Source organism: Saccharopolyspora erythraea NRRL 2338 (assembly GCF_000062885.1).
GTDB lineage: Bacteria > Actinomycetota > Actinomycetes > Mycobacteriales > Pseudonocardiaceae > Saccharopolyspora_D > Saccharopolyspora_D erythraea.
Genome location: NC_009142.1, coordinates 4,369,405 through 4,392,762, shown reverse-complemented (window position 1 = coordinate 4,392,762; position 23,358 = coordinate 4,369,405). Strand labels below are relative to the sequence as shown.

Below are 23,358 nucleotides of genomic sequence, written 5' to 3'. Positions count from 1 at the left end.
CGGTAGCGTGTGTTTCGCCGCGCCCACAAGGTGATCGTGAACCACGCCACGGACCCGGGGGTTGCGGAGTCGCGTGTGGACTGCGGACGGCCGGAATTTCGCGAGGTCAGCGGGGTCGCCGCCGTTGCTCCCATTGGGTGGGACCGCTCACGCGTTATTAACTCGTGTTACTTAACGGTAGCTTTCCGGACGCTCGCTATGTAGAGTGCCTCAAACTGACCGAGAGTGCAACGGCGCATCCTTTTGTCAGTGCCCGAAAGGTTCTTGCGGGCACGCGTCGAGTGACTCCGCCCTCGCGCGGCCCGCGGCCTGGCGACGGGGAGGACCGATGCCTAATTCCCACCATGTGAGAGCGGCGCAGCGTGGCGCCGAAGCGCGGGGGCTCTACGACCCCGCCAACGACCGCGACGCCTGCGGTGTCGCGTTCGTGGCCGACCTGCGCGGACGACGCAGTCATGACCTGGTCGGCAAAGCACTGACGGCGCTGCGGAACCTGGAGCACCGTGGCGCCAAGGGCGCCGATCCCGACACCGGCGACGGTGTCGGCCTGCTGACCCAGATCCCGGACGCCTTCTTCCGCTCAACGGTGCCCTTCGAGCTGCCGGAGGAGGGCGCCTACGCGGTGGGTACCGCGTTCCTGCCCGCCGACGAGCAGGCCGCGGCCGAGGCCGTGGCGCTGATCGAGCGGATCGTGTCCGAAGAGGGACTGCGGATCCTCGGCTGGCGCGAGGTGCCCACCGACCCGTCGTGCGCGGGCTGGGCGGCGCGCGAGGTCATGCCCTCGTTCCGGCAGCTCTTCCTCGGACACGGCGAGGCGGCCGGGCCCGACGCGGCGGGCGAGACGGCCCTGCAGTTCGAGCGCCGGGCCTTCTGCGTGCGCAAGCGCGCCGAGCACGAGGCCGACGTGTACTTCCCGAGCCTGTCGGCGCGCACCATCGTCTACAAGGGGATGCTGACCGAGGCGCAGCTCCCGGCGTTCTACCCCGACCTGGGCGACGAGCGCTTCGCCAGCGCCATCGGCCTGGTGCACAGCCGGTTCTCGACCAACACGTTCCCGTCGTGGCCGCTGGCGCACCCGTACCGGTTCATCGCGCACAACGGTGAGATCAACACCATGCGCGGCAACCGGAACTGGATGCGCACCCGGGAGAGCATGCTCGCCACCGACCTGATCCCCGGTGACCTGCAGCGGCTCTACCCGATCGCGACGCCGGACGCCAGCGACTCGGCGACCTTCGACGAGGTGCTGGAGCTGCTGCACCTGGGCGGGCGCAGCCTGCCGCACGCGGTGCTGATGATGATCCCGGAGGCGTGGGAGAACCACGCCGAGATGGACCCGGCCCGGCGCGCCTTCTACGAGTTCCACAACTACCTGATGGAGCCGTGGGACGGCCCCGCCCTGGTCGCCTTCACCGACGGCACCCAGATCGGGGCGGTGCTGGACCGCAACGGTCTGCGTCCGGGCCGTTACTGGGTGACCGAGGACGGCCTGGTCGTGCTGGCCAGCGAGGTCGGCGTGCTCGACGTCGAGTCCGAGCGCATCGTGCGCAAGGGCCGGCTGCAGCCGGGCCGCATGTTCCTGGTCGACACCGATGCCGGGCGCATCATCGACGACGAGGAGATCAAGGGGCAGCTTGCGGCCGAGCACCCCTACCGGGAATGGCTCGACGAGGGCGTCGTGCACCTGGAGGACCTGCCCGACCGCGAGCGCGAGCTGCCCTCGCACGCATCCCTGGTGCACAGCCAGCAGGTATTCGGCTACACCCAGGAGGAGCTGGGTGTGCTGCTCAAGCCGATGGCCACCAGCGGTGCCGAGCCGATCGGCTCGATGGGCAACGACGTGCCGTTCGCGGCGTTCTCCAAGCGCCCGCGGCAGTTGTTCGACTACTTCACGCAGTTGTTCGCCCAGGTCACCAACCCGCCGCTGGACGCGATCCGCGAGGAACTGGTCACCTCGCTGAGCACCCACGTCGGGCCCGAGCACAACCTGCTCGACCACGACCCCGACGCGTGCCGCCAGCTGGTGCTGCCGTTCCCGGTGCTGGACAACGACCAGCTCGCCAAGATCGTGCACATCGACGACGACGGCGACCGCCCGGGGCTGCACCCCGCGACGATCCGGTTGACCTACGACGTCGCAGGCGGCGGGCAGGCGCTGCGTGAGCGGCTGGACGAGATCTGCGAGGAGGTCTCGGAAGCCGTCGACGCCGGCGCGCACGTGCTGGTGCTGTCCGACCGCGCCGCCGACGCCGAGCACGCGCCGATCCCGTCGCTGCTGGCCACGGGTGCGGTGCACCACCACCTGGTGCGCGAGAAGAAGCGCACCCAGGTCGGGCTGGTCGTCGAGGCCGGCGACGTCCGCGAGGTCCACCATGTCGCTCTGCTCATCGGTTACGGGGCCGCCGCCGTTAACCCGTACGTCGCGATGGCCAGCGTCGAGGACCTGGTTCGCGGTGGCGTGATCAAGGACGCCGACGCCAGGCAGGCGACGGCGAACCTGATCAAGGCGCTGGGCAAGGGCGTGCGCAAGACCATGTCCAAGATGGGCGTCTCCACTGTGGCCTCCTACACCGGTGCCCAGATCTTCGAGGCGATCGGGCTCGGCGAGGAGGTCGTGGACAAGTGCTTCACCGGCACCACCTCCCGCCTCGGCGGCGTGGGCTTCGACGTGCTGGCCGGGGAGATCGCCGAGCGGCACCGCAGGGCCTACCCGTCCGACGGCGTGCAGGCACCGCACCGCACGCTGCACGTCGGCGGTGAGTACCAGTGGCGGCGCGAGGGCGACCCGCACCTGTTCAACCCGAAGACGGTGTTCAAGCTCCAGCACTCCACGCGCAGCGGGCGCTACGAGATCTTCAAGGAATACACCAAGGCCGTCGACGATCAGTCGAAGGACCTGATGACGCTGCGCGGGCTGTTCAAGTTCCGCGAGGGCGTGCGCAAGCCGGTGCCGATCGAGGAGGTCGAGCCGGTCTCGGAGATCGTCAAGCGGTTCGCCACGGGTGCCATCTCCTACGGCTCCATCTCCCAGGAGATGCACGAGGTGCTGGCCATCGCCATGAACCGGCTGGGCGGCAAGTCCAACACCGGTGAGGGCGGTGAGGACGCCGACCGGTTCACCCCGGACGCCAACGGCGACTCGCGGCGCTCGGCGATCAAGCAGGTCGCCTCCGGCCGCTTCGGTGTGACCAGCGAGTACCTGGTCAACGCCGACGACATCCAGATCAAGATGGCCCAGGGCGCCAAGCCCGGCGAGGGCGGCCAGCTCCCGGGCCACAAGGTGTACCCGTGGGTGGCCAAGACGAGGCACTCGACGCCGGGCGTCGGGCTGATCTCGCCGCCGCCGCACCACGACATCTACTCGATCGAGGACCTCGCCCAGCTCATCCACGACCTGAAGAACGCCAACCCGAAGGCCCGCATCCACGTGAAGCTGGTCTCCGAGGTCGGTGTCGGCACGGTCGCGGCGGGCGTGAGCAAGGCCCACGCCGACGTCGTGCTCATCTCCGGTCACGACGGCGGCACGGGTGCCTCGCCGCTGTCGTCGATCAAGCACGCCGGTGGCCCGTGGGAGCTCGGCCTGGCCGAGACGCAGCAGACGCTGCTGGCCAACAAGCTGCGCGACCGGATCGTGGTGCAGACCGACGGGCAGCTCAAGACCGGTCGCGACGTGGTGGTCGCGGCGCTGCTGGGTGCCGAGGAGTTCGGTTTCGCCACCGCGCCGCTGGTGGTGTCGGGCTGCATCATGATGCGGGTCTGCCACCTCGACACCTGCCCGGTCGGCGTGGCCACCCAGAACCCGCAGCTGCGGGCGAAGTTCGACGGCAAGGCCGAGTACGTCGTCAACTTCTTCGAGTTCGTCGCCCAGGAGGTCCGGGAGTACCTGGCCCAGCTCGGTTTCCGCTCGGTGGCCGAGGCCGTCGGGCACGCCGAGCTGATCGACACCGAGGCCGCGGTGCGGCACTGGAAGTCCGAGAACCTGGACCTCGCGCCGATCACCCACGTGCCCGAGCTGGAGCCCGGCGCGGCCCGCCACCAGGTCGTCGAGCAGGACCACGGGCTGGAGAAGGCGCTGGACAACACCCTGATCCAGCTCTGCGAAGGCGCGCTGAAGGAAGGCACGCCGGTCCGGCTGGACATGCCGGTGCGCAACGTCAACCGCACCGTCGGCACCATGCTCGGTTCCGAGCTGACCCGGCGGTGGGGCGGCGAGGGCCTGCCGGACGACACCATCGACGTCACCTTCACCGGTTCCGCCGGCCAGTCCTTCGGCGCCTTCCTGCCGCGCGGCATCACGCTGCGGCTGCTGGGCGACGCCAACGACTACGTCGGCAAGGGCCTCTCCGGTGGCCGGATCGTGGTGCGCCCGGAGGCTTCGGCGTCCTTCGCCGCCGAGCACAACGTCATCGCGGGCAACGTGCTGCTCTACGGCGCGACCGGCGGTGAGCTGTTCGTGCGCGGTGTGGTGGGCGAGCGCTTCTGCGTCCGCAACTCCGGGGCCACGGCCGTCGTCGAGGGCGTCGGCGACCACGGCTGCGAGTACATGACCGGTGGCCGCGTGGTGATCCTCGGCGGCACGGGGCGCAACTTCGCCGCGGGCATGTCCGGCGGCATCGCCTACGTGCTGGACCTCGACCCGCAGCGGGTCAACCACGAGATGGTCGACGTCGACCCGCTCGACGAGGCCGACCGCGAGTTCCTCACCGACCGGCTGCGCAGGCACTTCGAGCAGACCGAGTCGCAGGTCGCCAGGGAGCTGCTGGCGGACTGGGACAGCGCCGTCGAGCGCTTCGGCAAGGTCATGCCGAAGGACTTCAAGCGGGTGCTCGCGGCGCGGTCGGCCGCCGAGCGGGACGGCCGCGACGTGAACGAGGCGATCATGGAGGCCGCTCATGGCTGACCCCAAGGGCTTTCTGACGACCCAGCGGGAGACGCCGCAGCGCCGTCCGGTGGACCTGCGCCTGCTCGACTGGCGCGAGGTCTACCAGGACTTCGACTCCGGCACGGTCCGCAAGCAGGCCGGCCGGTGCATGGACTGCGGCATCCCGTTCTGCCACCAGGGCTGTCCGCTGGGCAACCTGATCCCGGAGTGGAACGACCTGGTGTGGCGCGACGACTGGCGCGACGCCGCCGAGCGCCTGCACGCCACCAACAACTTCCCGGAGTTCACCGGGACGTTGTGCCCCGCCCCGTGCGAGGCGGCGTGCGTGGTCGGCATCAACTCCGACCCGGTGACCATCAAGCAGGTCGAGATCGAGATCGTCGACCGGGCGTGGGACGAGGGCTGGGTCCAGCCCCAGCCCCCGGCCACCCGGACCGGCAGGAAGGTCGCCGTGGTCGGCTCCGGCCCGGCCGGCCTCGCCGCCGCGCAGCAGCTCACGCGGGTCGGCCACGACGTGGTGGTCTTCGAGCGGGCCGACCGCATCGGGGGTCTGCTGCGCTACGGCATCCCCGAGTTCAAGATGGAGAAGCACCGGCTGGACCGCAGGCTCGGGCAGATGCGCGCGGAAGGCACCGAGTTCCGCGCCGGGGTCAACGTCGGCGTGGACGTCACCGTCGAGCAGCTGCGCGCGGAGTTCGACGCGGTGGTGCTCGCCGGCGGCTCCACGCAGGCCAGGGACCTGCCCATCACCGGCCGGGAGCTCGACGGCGTGCACCAGGCGATGGAGTTCCTGCCGCTGGCCAACAAGGTGCAGGAGGGCGACCTCGGGCGCTCGCCCATCAACGCCGAGGGCAAGCACGTGGTGGTCATCGGCGGCGGTGACACCGGCGCCGACTGCGTGGGCACGGCGCACCGGCAGGGCGCGGCGTCGGTGACGCAGCTGGAGATCATGCCCACCCCGCCCTCGACCAGGCCGGAGCACCAGCCGTGGCCGACCTACCCGATGATCTACCGGGTGTCCTCGGCGCACGAGGAGGGCGGCGAGCGGCTGTTCTCGGTCAACACCCAGGAGTTCCTGGGTGACGAGCAGGGCCGCGTCCGGGCGCTTCGGCTGGTGGAGGTCCGCCGCGAGGACGGCAGGTTCGTCCCCGTGGAGGGCACCGAGCAGGAGGTGCCGTGCGACCTGGCGCTGCTGGCGATGGGCTTCGTCGGCCCGGAGCGTGCCGGTCTGCTCGAGGAGCTCGGCGTGGAGCTCGACGAGCGCGGCAACGTCGCCCGCGACGACTCGTTCATGACCACTGTGGACGGTGTGTTCACCGCGGGTGACATGGGCCGGGGCCAGTCGCTGATCGTGTGGGCCATCTCGGAGGGCCGCTCGGCGGCGGCCGGGGTGGACCGCTACCTGACCGAGCGCGAGGTGCTGCCCGCGCCGATCGCGCCGACGGACCGGCCGCTGGTCTGAGTCCGTTCGACTGAACACCCGCGGGCGGGGTCTCCTCCGGGAGGCCCCGCCCGCGGTCTTTTCCGCCGCACCTGCCGGGGTTCACCCGTTCCGGTTGTGTCGTGATGATCACGCACCGCGGTCGCGCGGTTCGGAACCAGCCGCCGCCGACCCGCGTTGGACCGGTGGGCGGTGATCAGCGGAGCCGCGCTCCCGCGTGGCACCGCCACCGCTGATCGACCTCGGAAGCCACCGTGGTGGCGGGAACGGCAGGAAAGGAACGGACCGGCAGATGGTCTTCAAGAAGTTGCTCGGGGCGCTCGGCATCGGAGGCCCCTCGGTGGACACGGTGCTCCACCACCCCGGCACCCGCCCTGGTGAGGTCCTCACCGGGGAGGTGCGCATCACCGGCGGTTCCCAGGCGGTCACCATCGAGCACGTCGCGCTCGGCCTGGTCACCCGGATCGAGACCGAACACGGCGGCCACGACGGCGACGCGTTCGTCGAGTTCCACCGCGTCGTGGTGGCGGGCCGATTCGAGCTGGCCGAGGGCGAGGACCGGGTGATCCCGTTCGAGTTCCCGGTGCCGCTGGAGGCGCCGGTGACCGAGTTCTACGGCCGGCACCTGCACGGCATGACCCTCGGCGTGCGCACCGAGCTGTCGGTGGCCAAGGCGGTCGACAAGGGCGACCTGGACCCGGTCTCGGTGCATCCGCTGCCCGCGCAGGAGCGCGTGCTGGAGGCGTTCTCCCGGCTGGGCTTCCACTTCAAGCACGCCGACCTCGAGCACGGCCGCCTGCACGGCGTGCACCAGGAGCTGCCGTTCTACCAGGAGATCGAGTTCCACCCGCCCGGCCAGTACGCGGGACGGGTCAACGAGGTCGAGCTGACCTTCGTCGCCGGGCCGCACGGGTTGGACGTGGTGCTGGAGGCCGACAAGCGCGGCGGTTTCTTCACGCCCTCGCACGACGCGTTCGGGCGCTTCCACGCCGGTTACGAGGAAGCCGAGCACATCGACTGGGCCGCCCGCATCGACGAGTGGCTCGCGCAGGTCGCCGAGCGCAGGCACGCCATGCCGCACGGTCACCATCAGCACGGCAGTCACGACCACCACCACGGCCACCACGGTGCGGGTATGGGCGGCGTGATCGCCGGAGCGGCGGCCGGTGCCGCCGCGGGCATCGTCGGCGGCATGGTGCTCGGCGAGGTCGTCGACGAGGTCGGGGACTTCTTCGAGGGCGACGAGGGCTAGCGGGTCGTTCTCGACGACGGCGTGCTCGCGGGTGTTCCGGCGAGCGGAGCGAAACCACCACCGCCCGTAGGGCACACCGGCCCGCCATGCGACGCCGGACGCGCACTGTCGCGTCCGGCGTCGTTCGCGCTGGTCACGCGTACGTGCGAAACCCTCTGGTAGTGGCTCCCGGCCCGAGTGACGGGGCGCGCAACCGCTTGTGATCAATGACACAGTCTCTGTGATCGCTAAAGCATCCCGCCGACACTGTCGGGGCCGATCATGGCGCGCTGGGCTGGGGGAGTCGCTCACAGGAGGTGCGTGTGGATCTTTCACGGCGAGCTCTGTTCCGCAGGGGCGGCCAGGCCGCGGCGGGCGTGGGTGCGATGTGGTTCCTGGACGGTGCCGGCGGGGCGCCGGTGGCGCTGGCCCGGCCAGGCGCGCCGGGCAGCCGCGAGGTCGTGGTCACCCAGGCGACCAACGCCTCCGCCGCGGTCGCGCCCGGCGCCGGCTCGGTGGTCGTCGACCTGCTGAACGTTCTCTGGTCGATCCCCATCGGCGGCGGTGCCGCGGTCCGCCTGACCGACGTGTTGCAGGAGGCCGCCGAACCCGATTTCTCCCCGGACGGCAGCAGGATCGTCTTCCAGTCCTATCAGGACGGAAACTTCCACCTCTGCCTGGCCGACCGGGACGGCAGGGGTCTCACCCGGCTGACGAGTGGACCGACCGACCAGCGCGAACCGCGGTTCTCCCCGGACGGAACCCGCGTCGCCTTCGCCGCCGAGACGGACGGCCGCTACGGGATCCACGTGCTCACGCTGGCGACCGGCGAGATCGCCGCCTGGACCAGCGGCTCGGCGCAGGAGGCGCAGCCGGTGTGGACGCCGGACGGCTCGGCCATCGCCTTCACGTCGTCGGACGACGACACCCCGCAGGCGATCGACCTCGTGGACGCGCACGGAAACCGCCGCACCCTCGTCACCGTGTCCGAGGGCGACATCGCCGGCCCGACCTTCTCGCCCGACGGCAGGCTCGGCTACGTGCACCGGACGCCGTCCGGAACCGCGCTGGTCCTCGACGGGAAGGTCGTCTCCGACGAGGGCGAGGACGTGTTCCCGTTCTCCGCCAGGTGGTTGTCGGCCGATGAGCTCCTCTACACCGCCGACGGCCGCATCCGGCGCCGCGCTCTCGGCGGCGCCCGCAGCGACATCCCGTTCACCGCCGAGGTCTCCGTGCGCGAGGTCTCTCCACCGCCGACGCGCAGGGACTTCGACTCCACCGCCGACCGCGCGGTCAAGGGCATCGTCGGCCCCGTGCTGTCGCCGGACGGCACGCGGGTCGCCTTCCAGGCGCTCGGCGACATCTGGGTGGTGCGCGACGGCGAGGAGCCCGAGGCCGTGGTGTCCGACGGCGGCTACAACACCGGTCCGGCGTGGTCGCCGGACGGCCGGACGCTGGTCTACGCCGGCGACCGGGCGGGCACGCTCGACCTCTGGCTGCACGACCTGGAAACCGGCCAGGACAGGCGGCTGACGGACCTGGAAGGCGACGAGACCGGAGCGGTGTTCAGCCCGGACGGGTCCGCGGTCGCGTTCCTGTCCGGCCGTTCGGTGCACACCGTGGACGTCGCCAGTGGTGCGGTCCGCAAGGTCGTCGGCCCCCTGAACGCGCCCGGCAGGCCGAGCTTCTCCGCCGACGGCACCCGGGTGTGCCTGGCCGGGTTCGTCCCCACCACCGCGCGCTTCCGGGAGGGCGAGAACCTGGTCCTGACCGTCGAGCTGGCCACCGGCGAGATGCACTACACCCACGCCGTGCCGGGCCGGTCGCTGTCCAACCGCATCGACTCCGGCCCGGTCTACTCGCCCGACGGCACCAGCATGGCCTTCGTCGTCGGCGGTGTCCTCTGGGTGTCCGGTGTTGACGATCGTGGGCGGCCGTCAGGTGAGGCCCGCCGGCTCGGGGATGAAACGGCGGCTTCGCCGAGCTGGAGCGAAGACTCGCGCACCCTGCTCTACCTGTCCAACGGGAAGCTGCGGCGGGTGAGCGTCGGCGAGAGCACCGCGAAGCCGGTGCGGATGCGGCTCACCTGGCGACCCGCTGCCCCGTCGGACCGCAAGGTGATCCGTGCGGGCGCGCTCTGGGACGGGACCGGACCGAACCTGCGGCGCGACGTCGACATCGTGGTGCGCGGCAACCGGATCGCCGAGGTGGTGCCGAGCCGTGGGGCACTCGGTCCCGACGGCGTGGACGCCCGCGACCTGACCGTCATGCCGGGGATGATCGCCACGCACGAGCACATGCCGTGGGAGAACAACAGCATCCCCAAGCTGTGGCTCGCCTTCGGCGTGACCTCGGTCCGTTCGCCAGGTTCCGGCCACTACCTCGCGGTGGAGGCCAAGGAGGCGCAGGCGTCGGGCAAGCGGGTCGGGCCGAGGCTGTTCACCGCGGGGGAGATCATCGACGGCTCGCGCGTCTACTACGACAGCAACCGTCCGGTCACCACACCCGAGGAGCTGGCCAGGGAGCTCGAGCGGGTCAGCGAGCTGGAGCACGACCTGGTCAAGACCTACGTCCGGTTGCCGTACTCGTTGCAGCAGGCCGCGATCGAGGGAGCCCACCGGCTCGGCGTGCCGGTGACCTCGCACTACCTGTTCGGGCCGGTGAACCTGGGCGCCGACGCCGTGGAGCACCACGGCGGCACCAGCCGCTACCTGCGCCGGCAGAAGGAGACCCACCTCGGTCACGCCTACGACGACGTGGTGGAGCCGCTGGTGCGCTCGGGCATGACCTTCACGCCGACGCTCGGGCTCTCCGGCCTCGGCTCGGTGAGCATCCGCCCCGCGCTGTACCACCACGCGGGCTGGGCGCTGGACGACCCGCGCCTGCGGGCACTGCTGCCACCGCAGATGTACGAGCAGTTCCGCGAGGAGGTGCAGGAGGCGGTGGCCGACCGTCCGGAGGCGGCCCTGGCCTTCACGACGCGGCAGGTGCGGACGGTGCGGCGGATCCTCGACGGTGGCGGTCACGTCGCGCTGGGCACGGACAGCCCGCTGGTGCCGCACGGCGTGTACTACCACCTCAACGCCCAGTACCTGGTGCGTGACGGGATCACCACCTACGAGGCGTTGCGCAGCGCGACGGTGGAGGGGGGCGCGGGTGCTGGGCGCGAGCGAGCACCTGGGCACGGTCGAGGCCGGCAAGCTGGCGGACCTGGCCTTCGTGCAGGGGGATCCGCTCGCCGACATCGCCAACGCCGCCAACGTCCGCCAGGTCATGCTCGGAGGTGCGCTGCACACCGTCGAGAGCCTGCTGTCGAACGGGCCCGCGTCCACCGCGCCCGCCGCGGCGGGCTCCTCCACGGCTCCGGTGCACACCTTCGCCGCCGAGGTCCCGCAGCACCTCGGACAGCAGCGGTTCTGGTGGCACCGCGAGGGATACGTCCCAGGGCGGTGCTGCTGCTGAGTTCCCGTCTTCGAACTCTCTTTGCGTGGTGGAACCTCAGGCGCCCTCTGGCTCCGGGTTCTTTTCTCTCGCATCAGCCCAGCGGGTGAGCCGTCCGGGTCCGGGCTGCTCGCCCGCTGAGGCGCGCCGTCACGCGGACGGCGCATTGATCTCGCCTATTCCAGCGTTGCGCACCCGGTCTTTGCCGCGGCGGGACCGGGAGTGCTTCATTCGGGGCAGGGCCGTCGCGGTCCGGTCTCGGCAGAACGGGAGAGGCGCATGCGGGACGCCGTCATCGTCGACGCGGTTCGCACTCCGGTGGGCAAGCGCCGCGGCGCGCTGGCCGGAGTCCATCCGGCCGAGCTCTCCGCCCACGTGTTGCGAGCCCTGGCCGAACGGACCGGCCTCGACCCGGCCGAGGTCGACGACGTGGTCTGGGGCTGCGTGAGCCAGGCGGGGGAGCAGGCCGCCAACATCGCACGCACCGCCGTGTTCGCGGCGGGCTGGCCGGTGTCGGTGCCCGCCACCACCGTCGACCGGCAGTGCGGGTCGAGCCAGCAGGCGGTGCACGCGGCGGCCGCCGGGGTGATCGCCGGTCACTACGACTTCGCGGTGGCGGGCGGGGTCGAGTCGATGAGCCGGGTGCCGATGGGCACGGCGCGCCAGGACGGCCGGCCGGTGCCGCCGAGCGTCCTGGAGCGCTTCGGCGTCGACGGCTTCAACCAGGGGGTCGGCGCGGAGATGATCGCCGCGAAGTGGGGCCTGTCGCGGCAACAGCTCGACGAGTACTCCCTCGCCTCGCACGAGAAGGCCGCCGCGGCGATCGACTCCGGTGCCCTGGACGGTCAGCTCGCCCCGCTGCCCGGCCTCCTCGACGCCGACGAGGGCGTGCGGCGCGGCGGGACGATGAGCAAGCTCGCCGTCCTCCCGACGGCCTTCCGCGAGGACGGTGTGATCACCGCGGGCAATGCCTCGCAGATCTCCGACGGTGCCGGGGCGTTGCTGATCACGACCAGCGAGCACGCTCGCGGGTTGCGGCCCGTGGCGCGGGTGCACACCGCCGTGCTCGCCGGGGACGACCCGGTGATGATGCTGACCGCGCCGTGGCCGGCGACCGCCAAGGCGCTGCGCAAGGCCGGGCTGGGCATCGACGACATCGGCGCGTTCGAGGTGAACGAGGCGTTCGCGCCGGTGCCGCTGGCGTGGCTGGCCGAGACCGGCGCGCGCCCGGAGCGGCTGAACCCGCTGGGCGGGGCGATCGCGGTCGGCCACCCGCTCGGCGGATCCGGCGCGATCCTGCTGACGCGGCTCGTGCACCACATGCGCGACAACGGCATCCGCTACGGCCTGCAGACCATGTGCGAAGGCGGTGGCATGGCCAACGCGACCATCGTCGAACTGCTGTGACCGGTGGCGGAATCTTCGAGGGGGAACCATGCGCAGCACGGCCTACGGCCCGGAGCACGACGCCTTCCGCAAGCTGGTGCGGGACTTCCTGAACCGCGAGGTCGTGGACCACTTCCCGGACTGGGAGCAGGCGGGCGTCGTCCCGCGCGAGGTGTTCGTGAAACTGGGCGAACTCGGCATTCCCGGCCTGCAGGTCCCCGAGCGGTACGGGGGAGGGGGCGCGACGAGCTTCAAGTACAACGCGATCGTCAGCGAGGAGACCGCCCGTGCCGGTGTGTCGCTCGGCGGGCTCTCGGTGCACATGAACGTCGTGCTGCCGTACTTCCTGGCCTACGGCGACGAGGAGCAGAAGGCGCGCTGGTTGCCCGGCCTGGCCGGCGGCGAGCTCATGAGCTCGATCGCGATGACCGAGCCGGGAACCGGGTCGGACCTGGCCGGGATGAGCACCACGGCGCGCCGCGAAGGTGGCGACTACGTCCTCAACGGCGCCAAGACGTTCATCACCGGAGGGATCAACGCCGACCTGGTGCTGGTCGTGGCCCGCACCGGTCGCGGCGGCGACCGCCGCGACGGCCTGTCGCTGCTGGTGGTCGAGCGCGGCATGCCCGGCTTCGAGCGCGGGCGCAACCTCGACAAGCTGGGGCTCAAGGCCCAGGACACCGCGGAGCTGTCGTTCACCGACGTCCGGGTGCCCGCCGCCAACCTCCTCGGCGCCGAGGGCGCGGCGTTCGGATACCTTACCGGGAACCTGCCGCAGGAGCGGTTGTCGATCGCCGTCGCGGCGCAGGCCGCGGCCGAGGCGGCGCTGGAGACGACTCTGGAGTACGTCCGGGAACGCAGGGCGTTCGGGACTCCGGTGAGTTCCTTCCAGAACACCAAGTTCGAGCTCGCGGCATGCGCGACCGAGATCGAGGCGGGACGGGCGCTGCTGGACCGCGCCCTCGGCGAACACGACGACGGCGCGCTGAGCGGCGCGGACGCGGCCAAGGTGAAGATCTTCTGCACGGAGCTGCAGGCCCGGGTCGTCGACCGGTGCCTGCAACTGCACGGCGGATACGGCTACATCCGCGAGTACCGCATCGCCCGGCTCTACGCCGACGCGCGGGTCACGCGGATCTTCGGCGGTACCACCGAGGTGCTCAAAACGATCGTCGCCAAGTCGCTCGGCCTGTGAGGTGTTCTTGATTTCGCCCTGGGCAGCGGCTCCGGTTGCGGGGGGAACGGCTGCGGTGCTCCAAAGATCGAAGCCAGACAGTGGGACGGCAGGCCGGGAGTGGTCCACGGCACAGCGCGCGCACGCGGTGCCGACTACAGTTCCGGCGTGGAGCTGCACCAGGTCGAGTACTTCCTGGCGGTCGTGGACCACGGGGGGATCAACGCCGCCGCCGTCGCGTTGCAGCTCGCCCAGCCCACCGTGTCGCAGGCTATCCGCACGCTGGAGCGGGAGCTCGGCGCGCAGCTGTTCCACCGCGCGGGCCGCGGCATGGTGCTGACCTCGGCTGGAGCGGCTTTCGTCGGCCCGGCCAGGCAGATCCTGCGCGACGTGGTCACCGCGGAAGGCGCGCTGGTCGACGCCGACGGCCTGCCGCGCGGACGGCTCGACGTCTACGCCGCGCCCGCGCTGGCCGTCGACCCGGTCGCCCACCTGGTCGGCGCCTACCGGCAGCGCTACCCCAACGTGTCGGTGCGGCTCGGCGACTTCAGCGACGAGGACGCGTGCGCGGCGCTGATCCGGGAGGGGCACTGCGAGCTGGTGATCTGCCACCTGCCGGTGTCCAGCGGTGGGCTCGAGGTTCGCGAGCTCGGCAGCCGCGAGTACTGGCTGGTGTTCCCGCCCGGAGTCGACGCGCCGGAGCAGGACCCGTTGCCGCTGGCCGAACTTCCGGACGTCCCGCTGGTCGCGGTGCCCAGGGGTGCCTCGCAGCGCACCCACATCGAGCGGGCGCTCAGCGCGGCGGGACGCCGCACGCGGGCCTCGGCGGTCGTGCAGCACCGCGAGGCGCTGGTGCCGTTCGTGCTGGCCGGCGTCGGGGCGACCATGCTGCAGCGCTCGGTCGCCGAACGCGCCGCCGCGCGCGGTGCGGTGGTGCGGGCGGTGGACCCGCCGCTCAACCGCGCTTACGGCCTGGTGTACGACCCCGCTCTGCTCTCGCCCGCGGGCCGGGCGTTCCTGGAGCTGGCCGGTCGCGGATGAGCGAGAGGAACGCCTCGGCCGCCGGGGACGGCGGCCCGGGCCGGAACAGCACGCCGACGCTGCGTTCCAGCCTGGGCTCCGTGGAACGCAGCACCACGCCGTCCAGTTCGCGTTCGGCCAGGTCGCGAGGCAGGAAGGTCGCGCCGGCGCCGTGGGAGACCAGCTCCCAGATGGCTTGGCGGTGCGCGCATTCCACCGCCACGAAGCGGACGGCGTCGTCCACCAGGGCGCGGGTGGTGGTGTCGCCGAACTCCATGACCAGGGGGATGTCGGCCATGGCCGACAGCGGGACCGGGTCGGGCAGCCGCGCGGCCATCGCGGGCGGCAGTACCAGCACGATCTCCTGGGTGCGCAACGGCAGCGAGCGCAGCGTCTCGGTCCGGACGGACAGGTCGGTCAGGCCCAGCTCGGCACGTCCCCGGCGCACCTCGGCGACCACCGCCGCCGACCCGCCGGGGTCGATGACGTTGAGCAGCACACCGGGGTGGCGGCGGCCGAACTCGCCGGCCAGTTCCGGCAGCGGGTCCACCGCGAGCGTGGCCAGCGCCGCGATGTCCAGGGTGCCCGCCACGGTGGTGCGGACCTCGTCGACGGCGGCCCGCGCGCGCTCGACGTCGCGCAGGATTCGCCGTGCCGGTTCCACGAAGGACTCGCCGTCGGGGGTGAGCACCAGCTTGCGCCCGGTGCGGTGGAACAGCTCCACGCCGAGTCGGCGCTCCAGGCTGCGAATGGCCTGCGAAAGCGACGGCTGGGCGATGTACAGCTCGCGCGCGGCCCTGGTCACGCTGCCGTGGTCGATCACGGCCACGAAGTACTCCACCAGCCGCAGGTCCACGCCGAGCAGGATAGCCGCCGGGTTCCGGCCGGACGATCCGCGCATAGGCGGCGGCTATCGGTGCGTGCGGCAGCCGATCTTTGCCAACGGCCGCCGGAGCTGGTGGATTGGGAGGTCGAGGGTGGCAGAAGGGACTGGCGAATCGTGGAAGTGACCGGCGTCCGGCAACGGGAGGCGTGGGTCGCGGGGGTGATGCCGCCCGTCGAGCGCGTCCGCGACGGGCTGTGGTCCATCCCGGTGCCCATCCCCGGCAGCCCGCTGCGCTACGTGCTCGTCTACGCGCTGGAGCTGCCCGGCGGAGTGGCCATTGTGGACGCCGGTTGGGACTGCGAGGACGCGTGGCAGGCGCTGGTGGCCGGGCTCGGCACCGCCGGGTTCGAGGTCGCCGACGTGCGCGCGGTGCTGGTCACCCACATCCACCCGGACCACTTCGGGCTGGCGGGCCGGGTGCGGGAGAAATCCGGGGCCTGGATCGGCATGCATCCCGCCGACGCCGCGCTGGTCGGCCACGACGATGCGAGCCTGGAGTCGGTCGTCGCGCATGGCCGCGCCCAGCTCGCGGCGACCGGAGCGCCCGACCCGGTCGTGCACGGCTACTCCGTCGGCTCACCCGGGATCCAGAGCTTCCGCCACGCTGGTCCGGACCGCCTGATCGAGGACCACGACGTGGTCGACCTGCCGGGCTGGGACCTTCGAGCGGTGTGGACACCCGGCCACACACCGGGGCACCTCTGCTTCCACGAGCGCGGGTCCGGCGTGCTGCTCTCCGGTGACCACGTGCTGCCCAGGATCAGCCCGAACATCTCGGTCCAGCCGCGCCAGCTCGCCGACCCACTGGGCACCTACCTGCGGTCCTTGCGTTCGGTGGGCGAGATCGACGCCGACGAGGTGCTGCCCGCGCACGAGTACCGCTTCCGCGGACTGCGCGAGCGGACCGACGCCCTGATGGCACACCACGACGAGCGGCTCGCCGAGATCGAGAAGGCGGTGCTGGAGGCTCCCGGCAGCACCTGCTGGGAGATCACCACCAGGCTGACGTGGTCGCGGCCGTTCGACACGATGCCGGAGTTCCTGCTGCGCCTGGCCGTCCGCGAGTCGCTGGCCCACCTGGTGCTGCTGGAGTCGCGCGGGCGGCTGCGCCGCGGCGCCGAGGAGGTGCCGAGATGGTTCCCCGTGCAATGACAGTCGAGCTGGACTGTTTTCGGCGAGCACGTCAGACTGGGCCCCGTCGGCCCGAACCGCAGAGGAGACAGCGTGGGTGAGAGCGTCCTGACCGAGTACGGCGACGGAATCGCCGTGATCACGATCAACCGGCCGCACGCCCGCAACGCCGTCGACCTCTCGGTCGCCGAGGGACTGGCCGCGGCGGTCGACGAGATCGAGGAACGCTCCGACGTGGTGCTGGCCATCCTCACCGGTGCCGAGGGCACCTTCAGCGCCGGAATGGACCTGAAGGCCTTCGCCCGCGGCGAGCGCCCGTCCATCCCCGGGCGCGGATTCGGCGGCCTCACCCAGAGCCCGCCGTCCAAGCCGCTCATCGCCGCGGTCGAGGGCTGGGCGCTGGCCGGTGGCTGCGAGCTGGCGCTGAGCGCGGACCTGATCGTCGCGGCCAGGGACGCCAGGTTCGGGTTGCCGGAGGTCAAGCGAGGGCTGGTCGCCGCGGCCGGCGGCCTGCTGCGGCTGCCCCGGGCGCTGCCCTACCAGCTCGCCATGGAGGTCGCGCTGACCGGCGACCCGCTGACGGCCGAGGTCGCGCACGCGCACGGGCTGGTCAACGTGCTCACCGAACCGGGACAGGCCCTCGCGGGCGCGCGGGAGCTGGCGGCGCGGATCGCCGCCAACGGCCCGCTGGCCGTGCGCGCCACCAAGCGGATCGTCTCCGGCGCGGCCGGCTGGACCGACCAGGAGGCGTTCGCCGCGCAGCTGGAGATCACCGAGCCGGTCTTCGCCTCCGCCGACGCGCAGGAGGGCGCTCGGGCCTTCGCCGAGAAGCGCCGTTCGGTTTGGAAGGGCGAGTGAGCGTCGAGGCCGCCGACGACCTGGCGATGCGGGAACGGCGTCGTGCGGTGCGGGAGCTGGGCGCGGTGCTGCGGGAGCTGAACGAGGCCGCCGTGTCCACCGAGGTCGACGCCGAGACGCTGCGGCAGGTTGCCGAGCGGGCGCGCGAGCTCATCGCGCCGCTGGAGGCCGCGGCCCGCACAAGGGACGAGATGCCCAGTGTGGACGGTGCGGGCCGGCGGATGTACAACCCGGTGGTGGGCACGGGAAATCCGCTCTCACCGCCGATGTCGGTGGAGGTCGCCGAGGACGGCACGGTCGTCGGTACCTGCACCCTCGGGCTCGCCTACGAGGGGCCGCCGCGCTACACCCATGGCGGGGTCAGCGCGATGCTGCTGGACCAGTTGCTCGGACACGTCTACGCGGCCAGCGGAAAGCCGGGGATGACGGTGAAGCTGTCGTTGCGGTACCGGCGTCCGGTGCCGTTGCGGACGCCGCTGCGCCTCACCGGCTGGGTGGACCCCGACGACGGCCGCGGCGGGTCGCGGGCCACGATCGCCACCGCCGACGAACCCGATGTCGTCCTGGTCGAGGCCAGGGGCGTGTTCGTCACGCCCAGCCCGGAGCGGGTCAAGCAGCTCTTCGGCGACAACCCCGCCTTCGCGCGCCGCTACAAGGCGGACTGACCGGTTAGGTCAGCTTGCGCCAGAGCAGCCGGGTCAGCGCGCCGGCCACGGCGGGCAGCACTCCCGGGTGCGGCTGGTCGCGCGCCTCGGGGGCCGAATCGCGCATGGCCTGGAACCCACGAGGTGGGCGACGGCGCGCGCCGTCTTCGGCGCGAGCGCACTGGCGATTTGAACCGCCGTGCAGGTCGGCAGCGTCACGTTTACCGTCTCCGGCCGCTTCTCGACCGCGCGGATCACCCGCTGGGCGGCCGCCCGCGGGCTCATCGCGGGCCAGCCATTGGGCGGCCATGTCGGTCCGTACCAGCGGGAGGCGCACCGAGCTGAAGGTGATGCCGTCGCAGAGGGCGTCGAGCCCCGCCGCGCGGCCGAACTCCTCCAGCGCCGCCTTGGACGCCAGGTAGGCCGAGAAGCGCGGGGCGTGGCTCTGCAGACCCTGCGTGGTGACGTCGAAGAGTTCGGCGACCCTGTGCCGCGACTGCTCGCGGACGAGCACGTGCACGACCTCGCGGTCCGGCCGCCGGACGAGCCGTCGCACCAGCCTCCGGCCCGGAAATCCCGTTGCGCCCGTGACTAAGTAGCCGGTCATGCGTTGCCACCTGCCTCGGATGAGGTGCCGTGCGCCGGAAAGCCCGCGCCAGGCGATGACGGGCACCGTAGCAGCGGCGTACCACTAACTTCCGGCGATCACGACCTGCTCCGGATCGATCCGCACGCCGTGGCGCTGGGCGAGGTCGCTCAGGATCGCCCAGATCCACCGCACCAGCTCCTCGGTCAGCTCGTCGCGGCCGAAGCCGGACGGGTCGGCCAGCCACTGGTCGACGGTCGCCTCGACGAGCCCGACCAGGCCCACCGCGAGCGCGTCGGTGCGGTACGCGGGCGCGCCGATGGCGTCGCGGTAGGCGGTGACGACGTTGATCACCTGGGAGCGCAGCGCGCTGCGACCCCTGTCGTAGACGCCGGTCGAGCCGACGTCGCGTTGCAGGTACCGGTAGAGGTTGGCGTGCTCGCCGATCCAGTCCAGCGAACGCCCGACGACGCCGCGCACGAGCTCGACCGGTGGCAGGCCCGCGTGCCACAGCGGCTCGAGTTCGGCGTCGAAGAGCTCGACGGCCCGCTCCGCGACCGCCCGGTGCAGGTCGGCCTTGCCGTCGAAGTACCGGTAGAGCTTGGGGCGCGGTACCCCGGCCGCGGTCGCGATCTGCTCGGTGAGCACGTCGGGACCGTGCTGCTCGACGGCGCGCATCGCGGCGTCGACGAACTCCGCGCGCCTGCGTTCCCGGTGTTGCGCCCACCGGGTCGACCTGCCGTCCGCCGGTGCGCCGATGCTCTTGACTCGGGCCATCACGAGGCTACGATAACGGCAAAGTACCCGGTACAAGCAGTACCACCTACCAGAGCTGTCGAACAGCATGAGGGGGCTTGCGGCGTTGGCGAGGCGGGAATCCTGGGCGGGCAGGGTCGCGGTGGTCACCGGGGCCGGATCGGGCATCGGCCGCGCGGTCGCGCTGCGGCTCGCGCGCTCCGGCGCCGAGGTCGCGGTCTCCGACATCGACGAGCAGGCGGCGCGGGAGACCGCCGGTCGCTGCGGGCAGTTGGGCGCGACCGCCCGTCCCTACGCGCTGGACGTTTCCGACCGGGATGCGGTGTACGCGCACGCCGCCCAGGTCGCCCAGGAGTTCGGCCGCGTGCACCTGGTGCTCAACAACGCCGGCGTCGCGCTGAAGGCGCCGGTGCGGACGATGAGCGCCGAGCAGCTGCGGCGTGTCATGGACGTCAACTTCTGGGGCGTGGTGCACGGCAGCCAGGCGTTCCTGCCGCACCTGATCGCCTCGGGCCGCGGTCACCTGGCCAACGTCTCCAGCGTCTTCGGCTTCATCGGCGTGCCGACGCAGAGCGCCTACAACGCCTCGAAGTTCGCGGTTCGCGGGTTCACCGAGGCCCTGCGCCAGGAGATGCTGGCCGAGCGCGCTCCGGTGCACGTCTCCTGCATCCATCCGGGCGGGGTGAAGACCGACATCGCCCGGAGCGCGGGCGGGGTCGGCGCCGGTGAGCGCGAGGAGGTGGCCCGCTCGTTCGACAAGATCGCGCGGACGACTCCCGAGCGCGCGGCGCGGATCATCCTCGACGGGATCAGCCTGCGCCGGCCGCGCATCCTCGTCGGCTCCGACGCCTACGTGATCGACGCGCTGCCCCGCCTGCTCGGCGCTTCCTACCAGCGCTTGGTGGGCACCATCGCCGGCAGGCTCGTGCGTTAGGGAGCGGTGCCGATGTCGCGCGGTCCCGGGCCGATGCGCCGCCCGAGGCGGAAAAAGTCGGCCCCTCGTCGAAGCGGTACTGGAGCTCGTCGAGGTGCGCCGGCCGCGGACCGCGAGCAGGAGGCCCGCCGCAGGCGGCTGGCGAGCAGGGTGCGGGCCGTGGCCCGCCGGGTCGACGGTGATCCCTGGCTGCTCGCGCTGGCCGAGTGGCTGCGCACCCGGCTTCCGGGCGACGCCCGCTACGGCGATCCGCTCTCGATCGGCGGCAGCGCGGTGTCCGGCGTGCTGGGACGGCGGTTGGCAGTCCTGGCGGCGCGGCAGCCGAGCGTGTTGCGCGAGCTCGGGTTCGGCGCGCTGCAGGTGTGGCAGTCCCAAGCGGAGGGGGAGCCCGCCGATGAGGGAGAGCAGGAGCTGGCGGTGCTGTTCACCGACCTCGCCGGGTTCTCCACCTGGACGCTGGAGGTCGGCGACGACTTCGCGGTGGAGATGCTGCGGGAGGTCGGTGCCGCGATCGAGCCGCTGGTCCAGCGGCGCGGACGGCTGGTCAAGCGGCTCGGCGACGGACTCATGGCGGTGTTCCCGCACGCGCACGACGCGGTCGAGGCCGGTCTCGCGGCCAGGGACGCCGTCGAGCGGCTGGCCGTGCGGGGACACCGGCTGCGCCTGCGCGCCGGTGTGCACGTGGGACGGCCCCGCGAGCTCGGGCAGGACTACTTCGGACGCGACGTCAACATCGCGGCCCGGGTGGCCGGTGCGGCGGGCGCCGGCGAGGTGCTGATCTCCAGCTCCACCCTGGAGCGGCTTGACAACACGGGATTCGTGTTGCGCCGCAAGGACTTCTTCCACGCCAAGGGCGTCCCACCCGGCGTCGGGGTGTACCGCGTCGACACCGAAACGAGGTGAACCGGCGCTCTACAGTGGACATGCGGTGCCACCCCGCGCGACGGACACGAGTGGTGGACACCACCGCCACTTGAGAGCCTGAGCGGATGAGCGAGAAAGACCCCGCGTCCGCACCCCCGGACCGGCGGGCGATCCGCCGGTGGCGGCGCCGGCTGGCCGACGAGCGCGAGGAGGCCAAGGTCTACCGAGAGCTCGCCGCCCGCCGGGACGGCGAGGAGCGGGAGATCCTGCTCGGCCTGGCCGAGGCCGAGGAACGCCACGCCGAGCACTGGAAGAACCTGCTCGGCGACGAGGTCGGACCGGAGCGCCGGGGCGACTTCCGGATGCGGACCCTGGTCCTGCTCGCGCGCTGGTTCGGCTCGGTGTTCGTGCTCGCGCTCGCCCAGCGCGCGGAGAGCCGGTCGGTCTACGACATGGACGCCGACGCCACCCGTGCGATGGCCGCCGACGAGCGGATCCACGCCGAGGTCGTGCGCGGGCTCGCCGCACGCGGCAGGGCTCGCGTGTCGGGGTCCTTCCGCGCGGCGGTGTTCGGCGCCAACGACGGCCTGGTGAGCAACCTGGCCCTGGTCCTCGGGGTGACCGGTGGCGGAGTGGGTACCACCGCGGTGCTGCTCACCGGACTGGCCGGGCTGCTGTCCGGGGCGCTGTCGATGGGGGCGGGGGAGTACATCTCGGTGCGCTCGCAGCGGGAGCTGCTGGCCGCCTCGCGGCCGGACCGGGCGGCCCGCTCCGCGGTGGCGCACCTCGACGTCGACGCCAACGAGCTCGCGCTGGTCTACCGGGCCAGGGGCATGCCGGCCGAGGAGGCCCAGCGCCGCGCCGACTCCGTGCTGCGGACCGGGTTTCCCGAGCCGGCCTCCCGCCCGGAACAGGAGGAGGACGGCCACGAGGTCGTCGGCACCGGTGTGCACGCGGCGGTCTCGAGCTTCTGCTTCTTCGCCTCCGGCGCGGCCGTTCCGGTGCTGCCCTTCCTGCTGGGGTTGCAGGGGCCGGTGGCGATCGTCGTCGCGATCGTGCTGGTCGGGTGCGCGCTGATGCTCACGGGTGCCACGGCCGGGGTGCTCTCCGGCGCGCCTCCGCTCTCGCGGGCCGTCCGGCAGCTCGCGATCGGGACGGCGGCGGCCGCGGTCACCTACCTGCTCGGGATGCTCTTCGGCGCCACCCTCGGCTGATCCCCGCTCACTGCTCCAGGGCGGCAAGCGTGGCGTCGACCGGGCTCGCCGTGTCGACCACGTTCTCCAGGAAGTCCAGGATGCGCTGGGCGTCCGGGGTGAGGTCGGGGCCCGGCGCGGAGGCGTCCAGGGACGCCAGCCGCGCGCTCTGCCTGGCCTGCAGGACCGCGCCGCGCAGCACCTGGATCTGCTCCCGCGTCGGCTTGCCGCCGCTGTCGGCGATCTCCTGCACGCAGCGGCGGACGCGGGGGTCGCTGCGGATCAGCGACCGGCGCGCGGCGAAGTCGGCGATGTCGCGGGTGGAGTCGCGGAGCCTGCGCGGCGGCGAGCCGACGGGCTGCGGTTCCGGGGCGGTGCCGCCGGGCGGCAGCAGGCTGTCCATCGCCGTGCGCATCCGCTCGGCCTGTTCCCGGCCGCGCTGGACGGGGTCGACTCGGGAACGCGCGATGCCCCGCGCCCGAGCCCGGGCCCGCTCGCCCCGCTCCGTCAGGCGCGCGGCTTGGCGCGGTGCCTCCCGCCGCTGCCGTTCCTGGGCGAGCGCGAGGTAGCGGCCGAACTCCAGGCCCGGCTTCGGCGGCGGCAGCTTGGAGTGCGCGGTCTCCGCCTGCGGGGACTCGTCGAACCAGTACCGCAGGCGGTTGCGGACGAACTCGTCGGCCGTCTCGTCCTTGCCCCGCCGGTTCTGCGCGGAGCCGTCGGGGCGGTGGTCGAGCGCGTGCAGCAACGCCTGCACGTGCCAGCCCTCGGCGAACCACGGTTCGAGCAGGCGCTCCAGGACTCCGCGGTTGGCGTCGGTCCACTGCACCCGGCGGCAGAGCAGCTCCACTGCCGCCGCGACGTCCCCGCTGTTCCGGGGGATCACGTTGACCGGCCAGTCGCGCAGCCGCACCACCGCACACCTCCCAGGACG

17 protein-coding genes are annotated in these 23,358 nt (G+C 72.2%); 13 read left to right on the top strand and 4 right to left on the bottom strand.

The window, feature by feature from the left end:
* Positions 1-328: 328 nt before the first annotated feature.
* The 7 genes from gltB (at position 329) to SACE_RS19370 (ending at position 14,596) form a co-directional block, all read left to right on the top strand.
* Positions 329-4,900 (top strand): glutamate synthase large subunit, encoded by a 4,572-nt coding sequence (gltB, locus tag SACE_RS19400; protein WP_037305841.1) that lies wholly within the window; start codon positions 329-331, stop codon positions 4,898-4,900.
* Positions 4,893-6,344 carry a glutamate synthase subunit beta gene (locus SACE_RS19395; protein ID WP_009944731.1) on the top strand — a complete coding sequence of 484 codons (1,452 nt, stop codon included), beginning with the start codon at positions 4,893-4,895 and terminating at the stop codon, positions 6,342-6,344. Before gltB ends, SACE_RS19395 begins: the two co-directional genes overlap by 8 nt.
* Before the next feature lie 271 nt (positions 6,345-6,615).
* Positions 6,616-7,575: a sporulation protein gene (locus SACE_RS19390; RefSeq protein ID WP_009944732.1), complete on the top strand. Its 960-nt coding sequence runs from the start codon at positions 6,616-6,618 to the stop codon at positions 7,573-7,575.
* Between the two features lie 2,994 nt (positions 7,576-10,569).
* On the top strand, positions 10,570-11,016 hold the full coding sequence (locus tag SACE_RS40195) for an amidohydrolase family protein (protein ID WP_372491183.1): 447 nt from the start codon (positions 10,570-10,572) through the stop codon (positions 11,014-11,016).
* A 258-nt stretch (positions 11,017-11,274) separates the two neighbouring features.
* Entirely contained in the window at positions 11,275-12,402 is a 1,128-nt protein-coding gene (locus tag SACE_RS19380; RefSeq protein ID WP_009944734.1) for a thiolase family protein, read from the top strand.
* A 28-nt stretch (positions 12,403-12,430) separates the two neighbouring features.
* Positions 12,431-13,576: an acyl-CoA dehydrogenase family protein gene (locus SACE_RS19375; RefSeq protein WP_009944735.1), complete on the top strand. Its 1,146-nt coding sequence runs from the start codon at positions 12,431-12,433 to the stop codon at positions 13,574-13,576.
* 147 nt (positions 13,577-13,723) lie between these two features.
* On the top strand, positions 13,724-14,596 hold the full coding sequence (locus tag SACE_RS19370; protein ID WP_011874209.1) for a LysR family transcriptional regulator: 873 nt from the start codon (positions 13,724-13,726) through the stop codon (positions 14,594-14,596).
* Here SACE_RS19370 and SACE_RS19365 read toward each other — a convergent pair.
* Positions 14,511-15,431 (bottom strand): LysR family transcriptional regulator, encoded by a 921-nt coding sequence (locus tag SACE_RS19365; RefSeq protein WP_231849699.1) that lies wholly within the window; start codon positions 15,429-15,431, stop codon positions 14,511-14,513. The genes SACE_RS19370 and SACE_RS19365 overlap by 86 nt on opposite strands.
* A 144-nt stretch (positions 15,432-15,575) precedes the next feature.
* Here SACE_RS19365 and SACE_RS19360 point away from each other — a divergent pair, with 144 nt between their 5' ends.
* The 3 genes from SACE_RS19360 (at position 15,576) to SACE_RS19350 (ending at position 18,115) form a co-directional block, all read left to right on the top strand.
* Positions 15,576-16,613 (top strand): MBL fold metallo-hydrolase, encoded by a 1,038-nt coding sequence (locus tag SACE_RS19360; RefSeq protein WP_011874208.1) that lies wholly within the window; start codon positions 15,576-15,578, stop codon positions 16,611-16,613.
* A gap of 72 nt (positions 16,614-16,685) precedes the next feature.
* Positions 16,686-17,450, top strand: coding sequence for a crotonase/enoyl-CoA hydratase family protein (locus SACE_RS19355; RefSeq protein WP_009944739.1), 765 nt, complete (start codon positions 16,686-16,688; stop codon positions 17,448-17,450).
* Positions 17,447-18,115 carry a PaaI family thioesterase gene (locus SACE_RS19350; protein WP_009944741.1) on the top strand — a complete coding sequence of 223 codons (669 nt, stop codon included), beginning with the start codon at positions 17,447-17,449 and terminating at the stop codon, positions 18,113-18,115. The genes SACE_RS19355 and SACE_RS19350 overlap by 4 nt, the downstream gene beginning before the upstream one ends.
* A gap of 4 nt (positions 18,116-18,119) precedes the next feature.
* On the opposite strand, the gene SACE_RS19345 is transcribed toward SACE_RS19350, so the two are convergent.
* Complete coding sequence (locus SACE_RS19345) at positions 18,120-18,701, bottom strand: SDR family oxidoreductase (RefSeq protein ID WP_143538169.1); 582 nt, start codon at positions 18,699-18,701, stop codon at positions 18,120-18,122.
* A gap of 84 nt (positions 18,702-18,785) precedes the next feature.
* On the bottom strand, positions 18,786-19,457 hold the full coding sequence (locus SACE_RS19340; protein ID WP_009944743.1) for a TetR/AcrR family transcriptional regulator: 672 nt from the start codon (positions 19,455-19,457) through the stop codon (positions 18,786-18,788).
* A 67-nt stretch (positions 19,458-19,524) separates the two neighbouring features.
* Between SACE_RS19340 and SACE_RS19335 the strand changes: the two genes are divergently transcribed.
* The 3 genes from SACE_RS19335 (at position 19,525) to SACE_RS19325 (ending at position 22,448) form a co-directional block, all read left to right on the top strand.
* On the top strand, positions 19,525-20,370 hold the full coding sequence (locus tag SACE_RS19335) for an SDR family NAD(P)-dependent oxidoreductase (RefSeq protein WP_173401314.1): 846 nt from the start codon (positions 19,525-19,527) through the stop codon (positions 20,368-20,370).
* Between the two features lie 159 nt (positions 20,371-20,529).
* Complete coding sequence (locus SACE_RS19330; RefSeq protein ID WP_009944745.1) at positions 20,530-21,273, top strand: adenylate/guanylate cyclase domain-containing protein; 744 nt, start codon at positions 20,530-20,532, stop codon at positions 21,271-21,273.
* Positions 21,274-21,359: 86 nt separating this feature from the next.
* Positions 21,360-22,448, top strand: a complete 1,089-nt coding sequence (locus SACE_RS19325; RefSeq protein ID WP_009944746.1) for a VIT1/CCC1 transporter family protein — start codon at positions 21,360-21,362, stop codon at positions 22,446-22,448.
* 7 nt (positions 22,449-22,455) lie between these two features.
* On the opposite strand, the gene SACE_RS19320 is transcribed toward SACE_RS19325, so the two are convergent.
* Complete coding sequence (locus SACE_RS19320; RefSeq protein WP_011874207.1) at positions 22,456-23,337, bottom strand: hypothetical protein; 882 nt, start codon at positions 23,335-23,337, stop codon at positions 22,456-22,458.
* Positions 23,338-23,358: the final 21 nt, after the last annotated feature.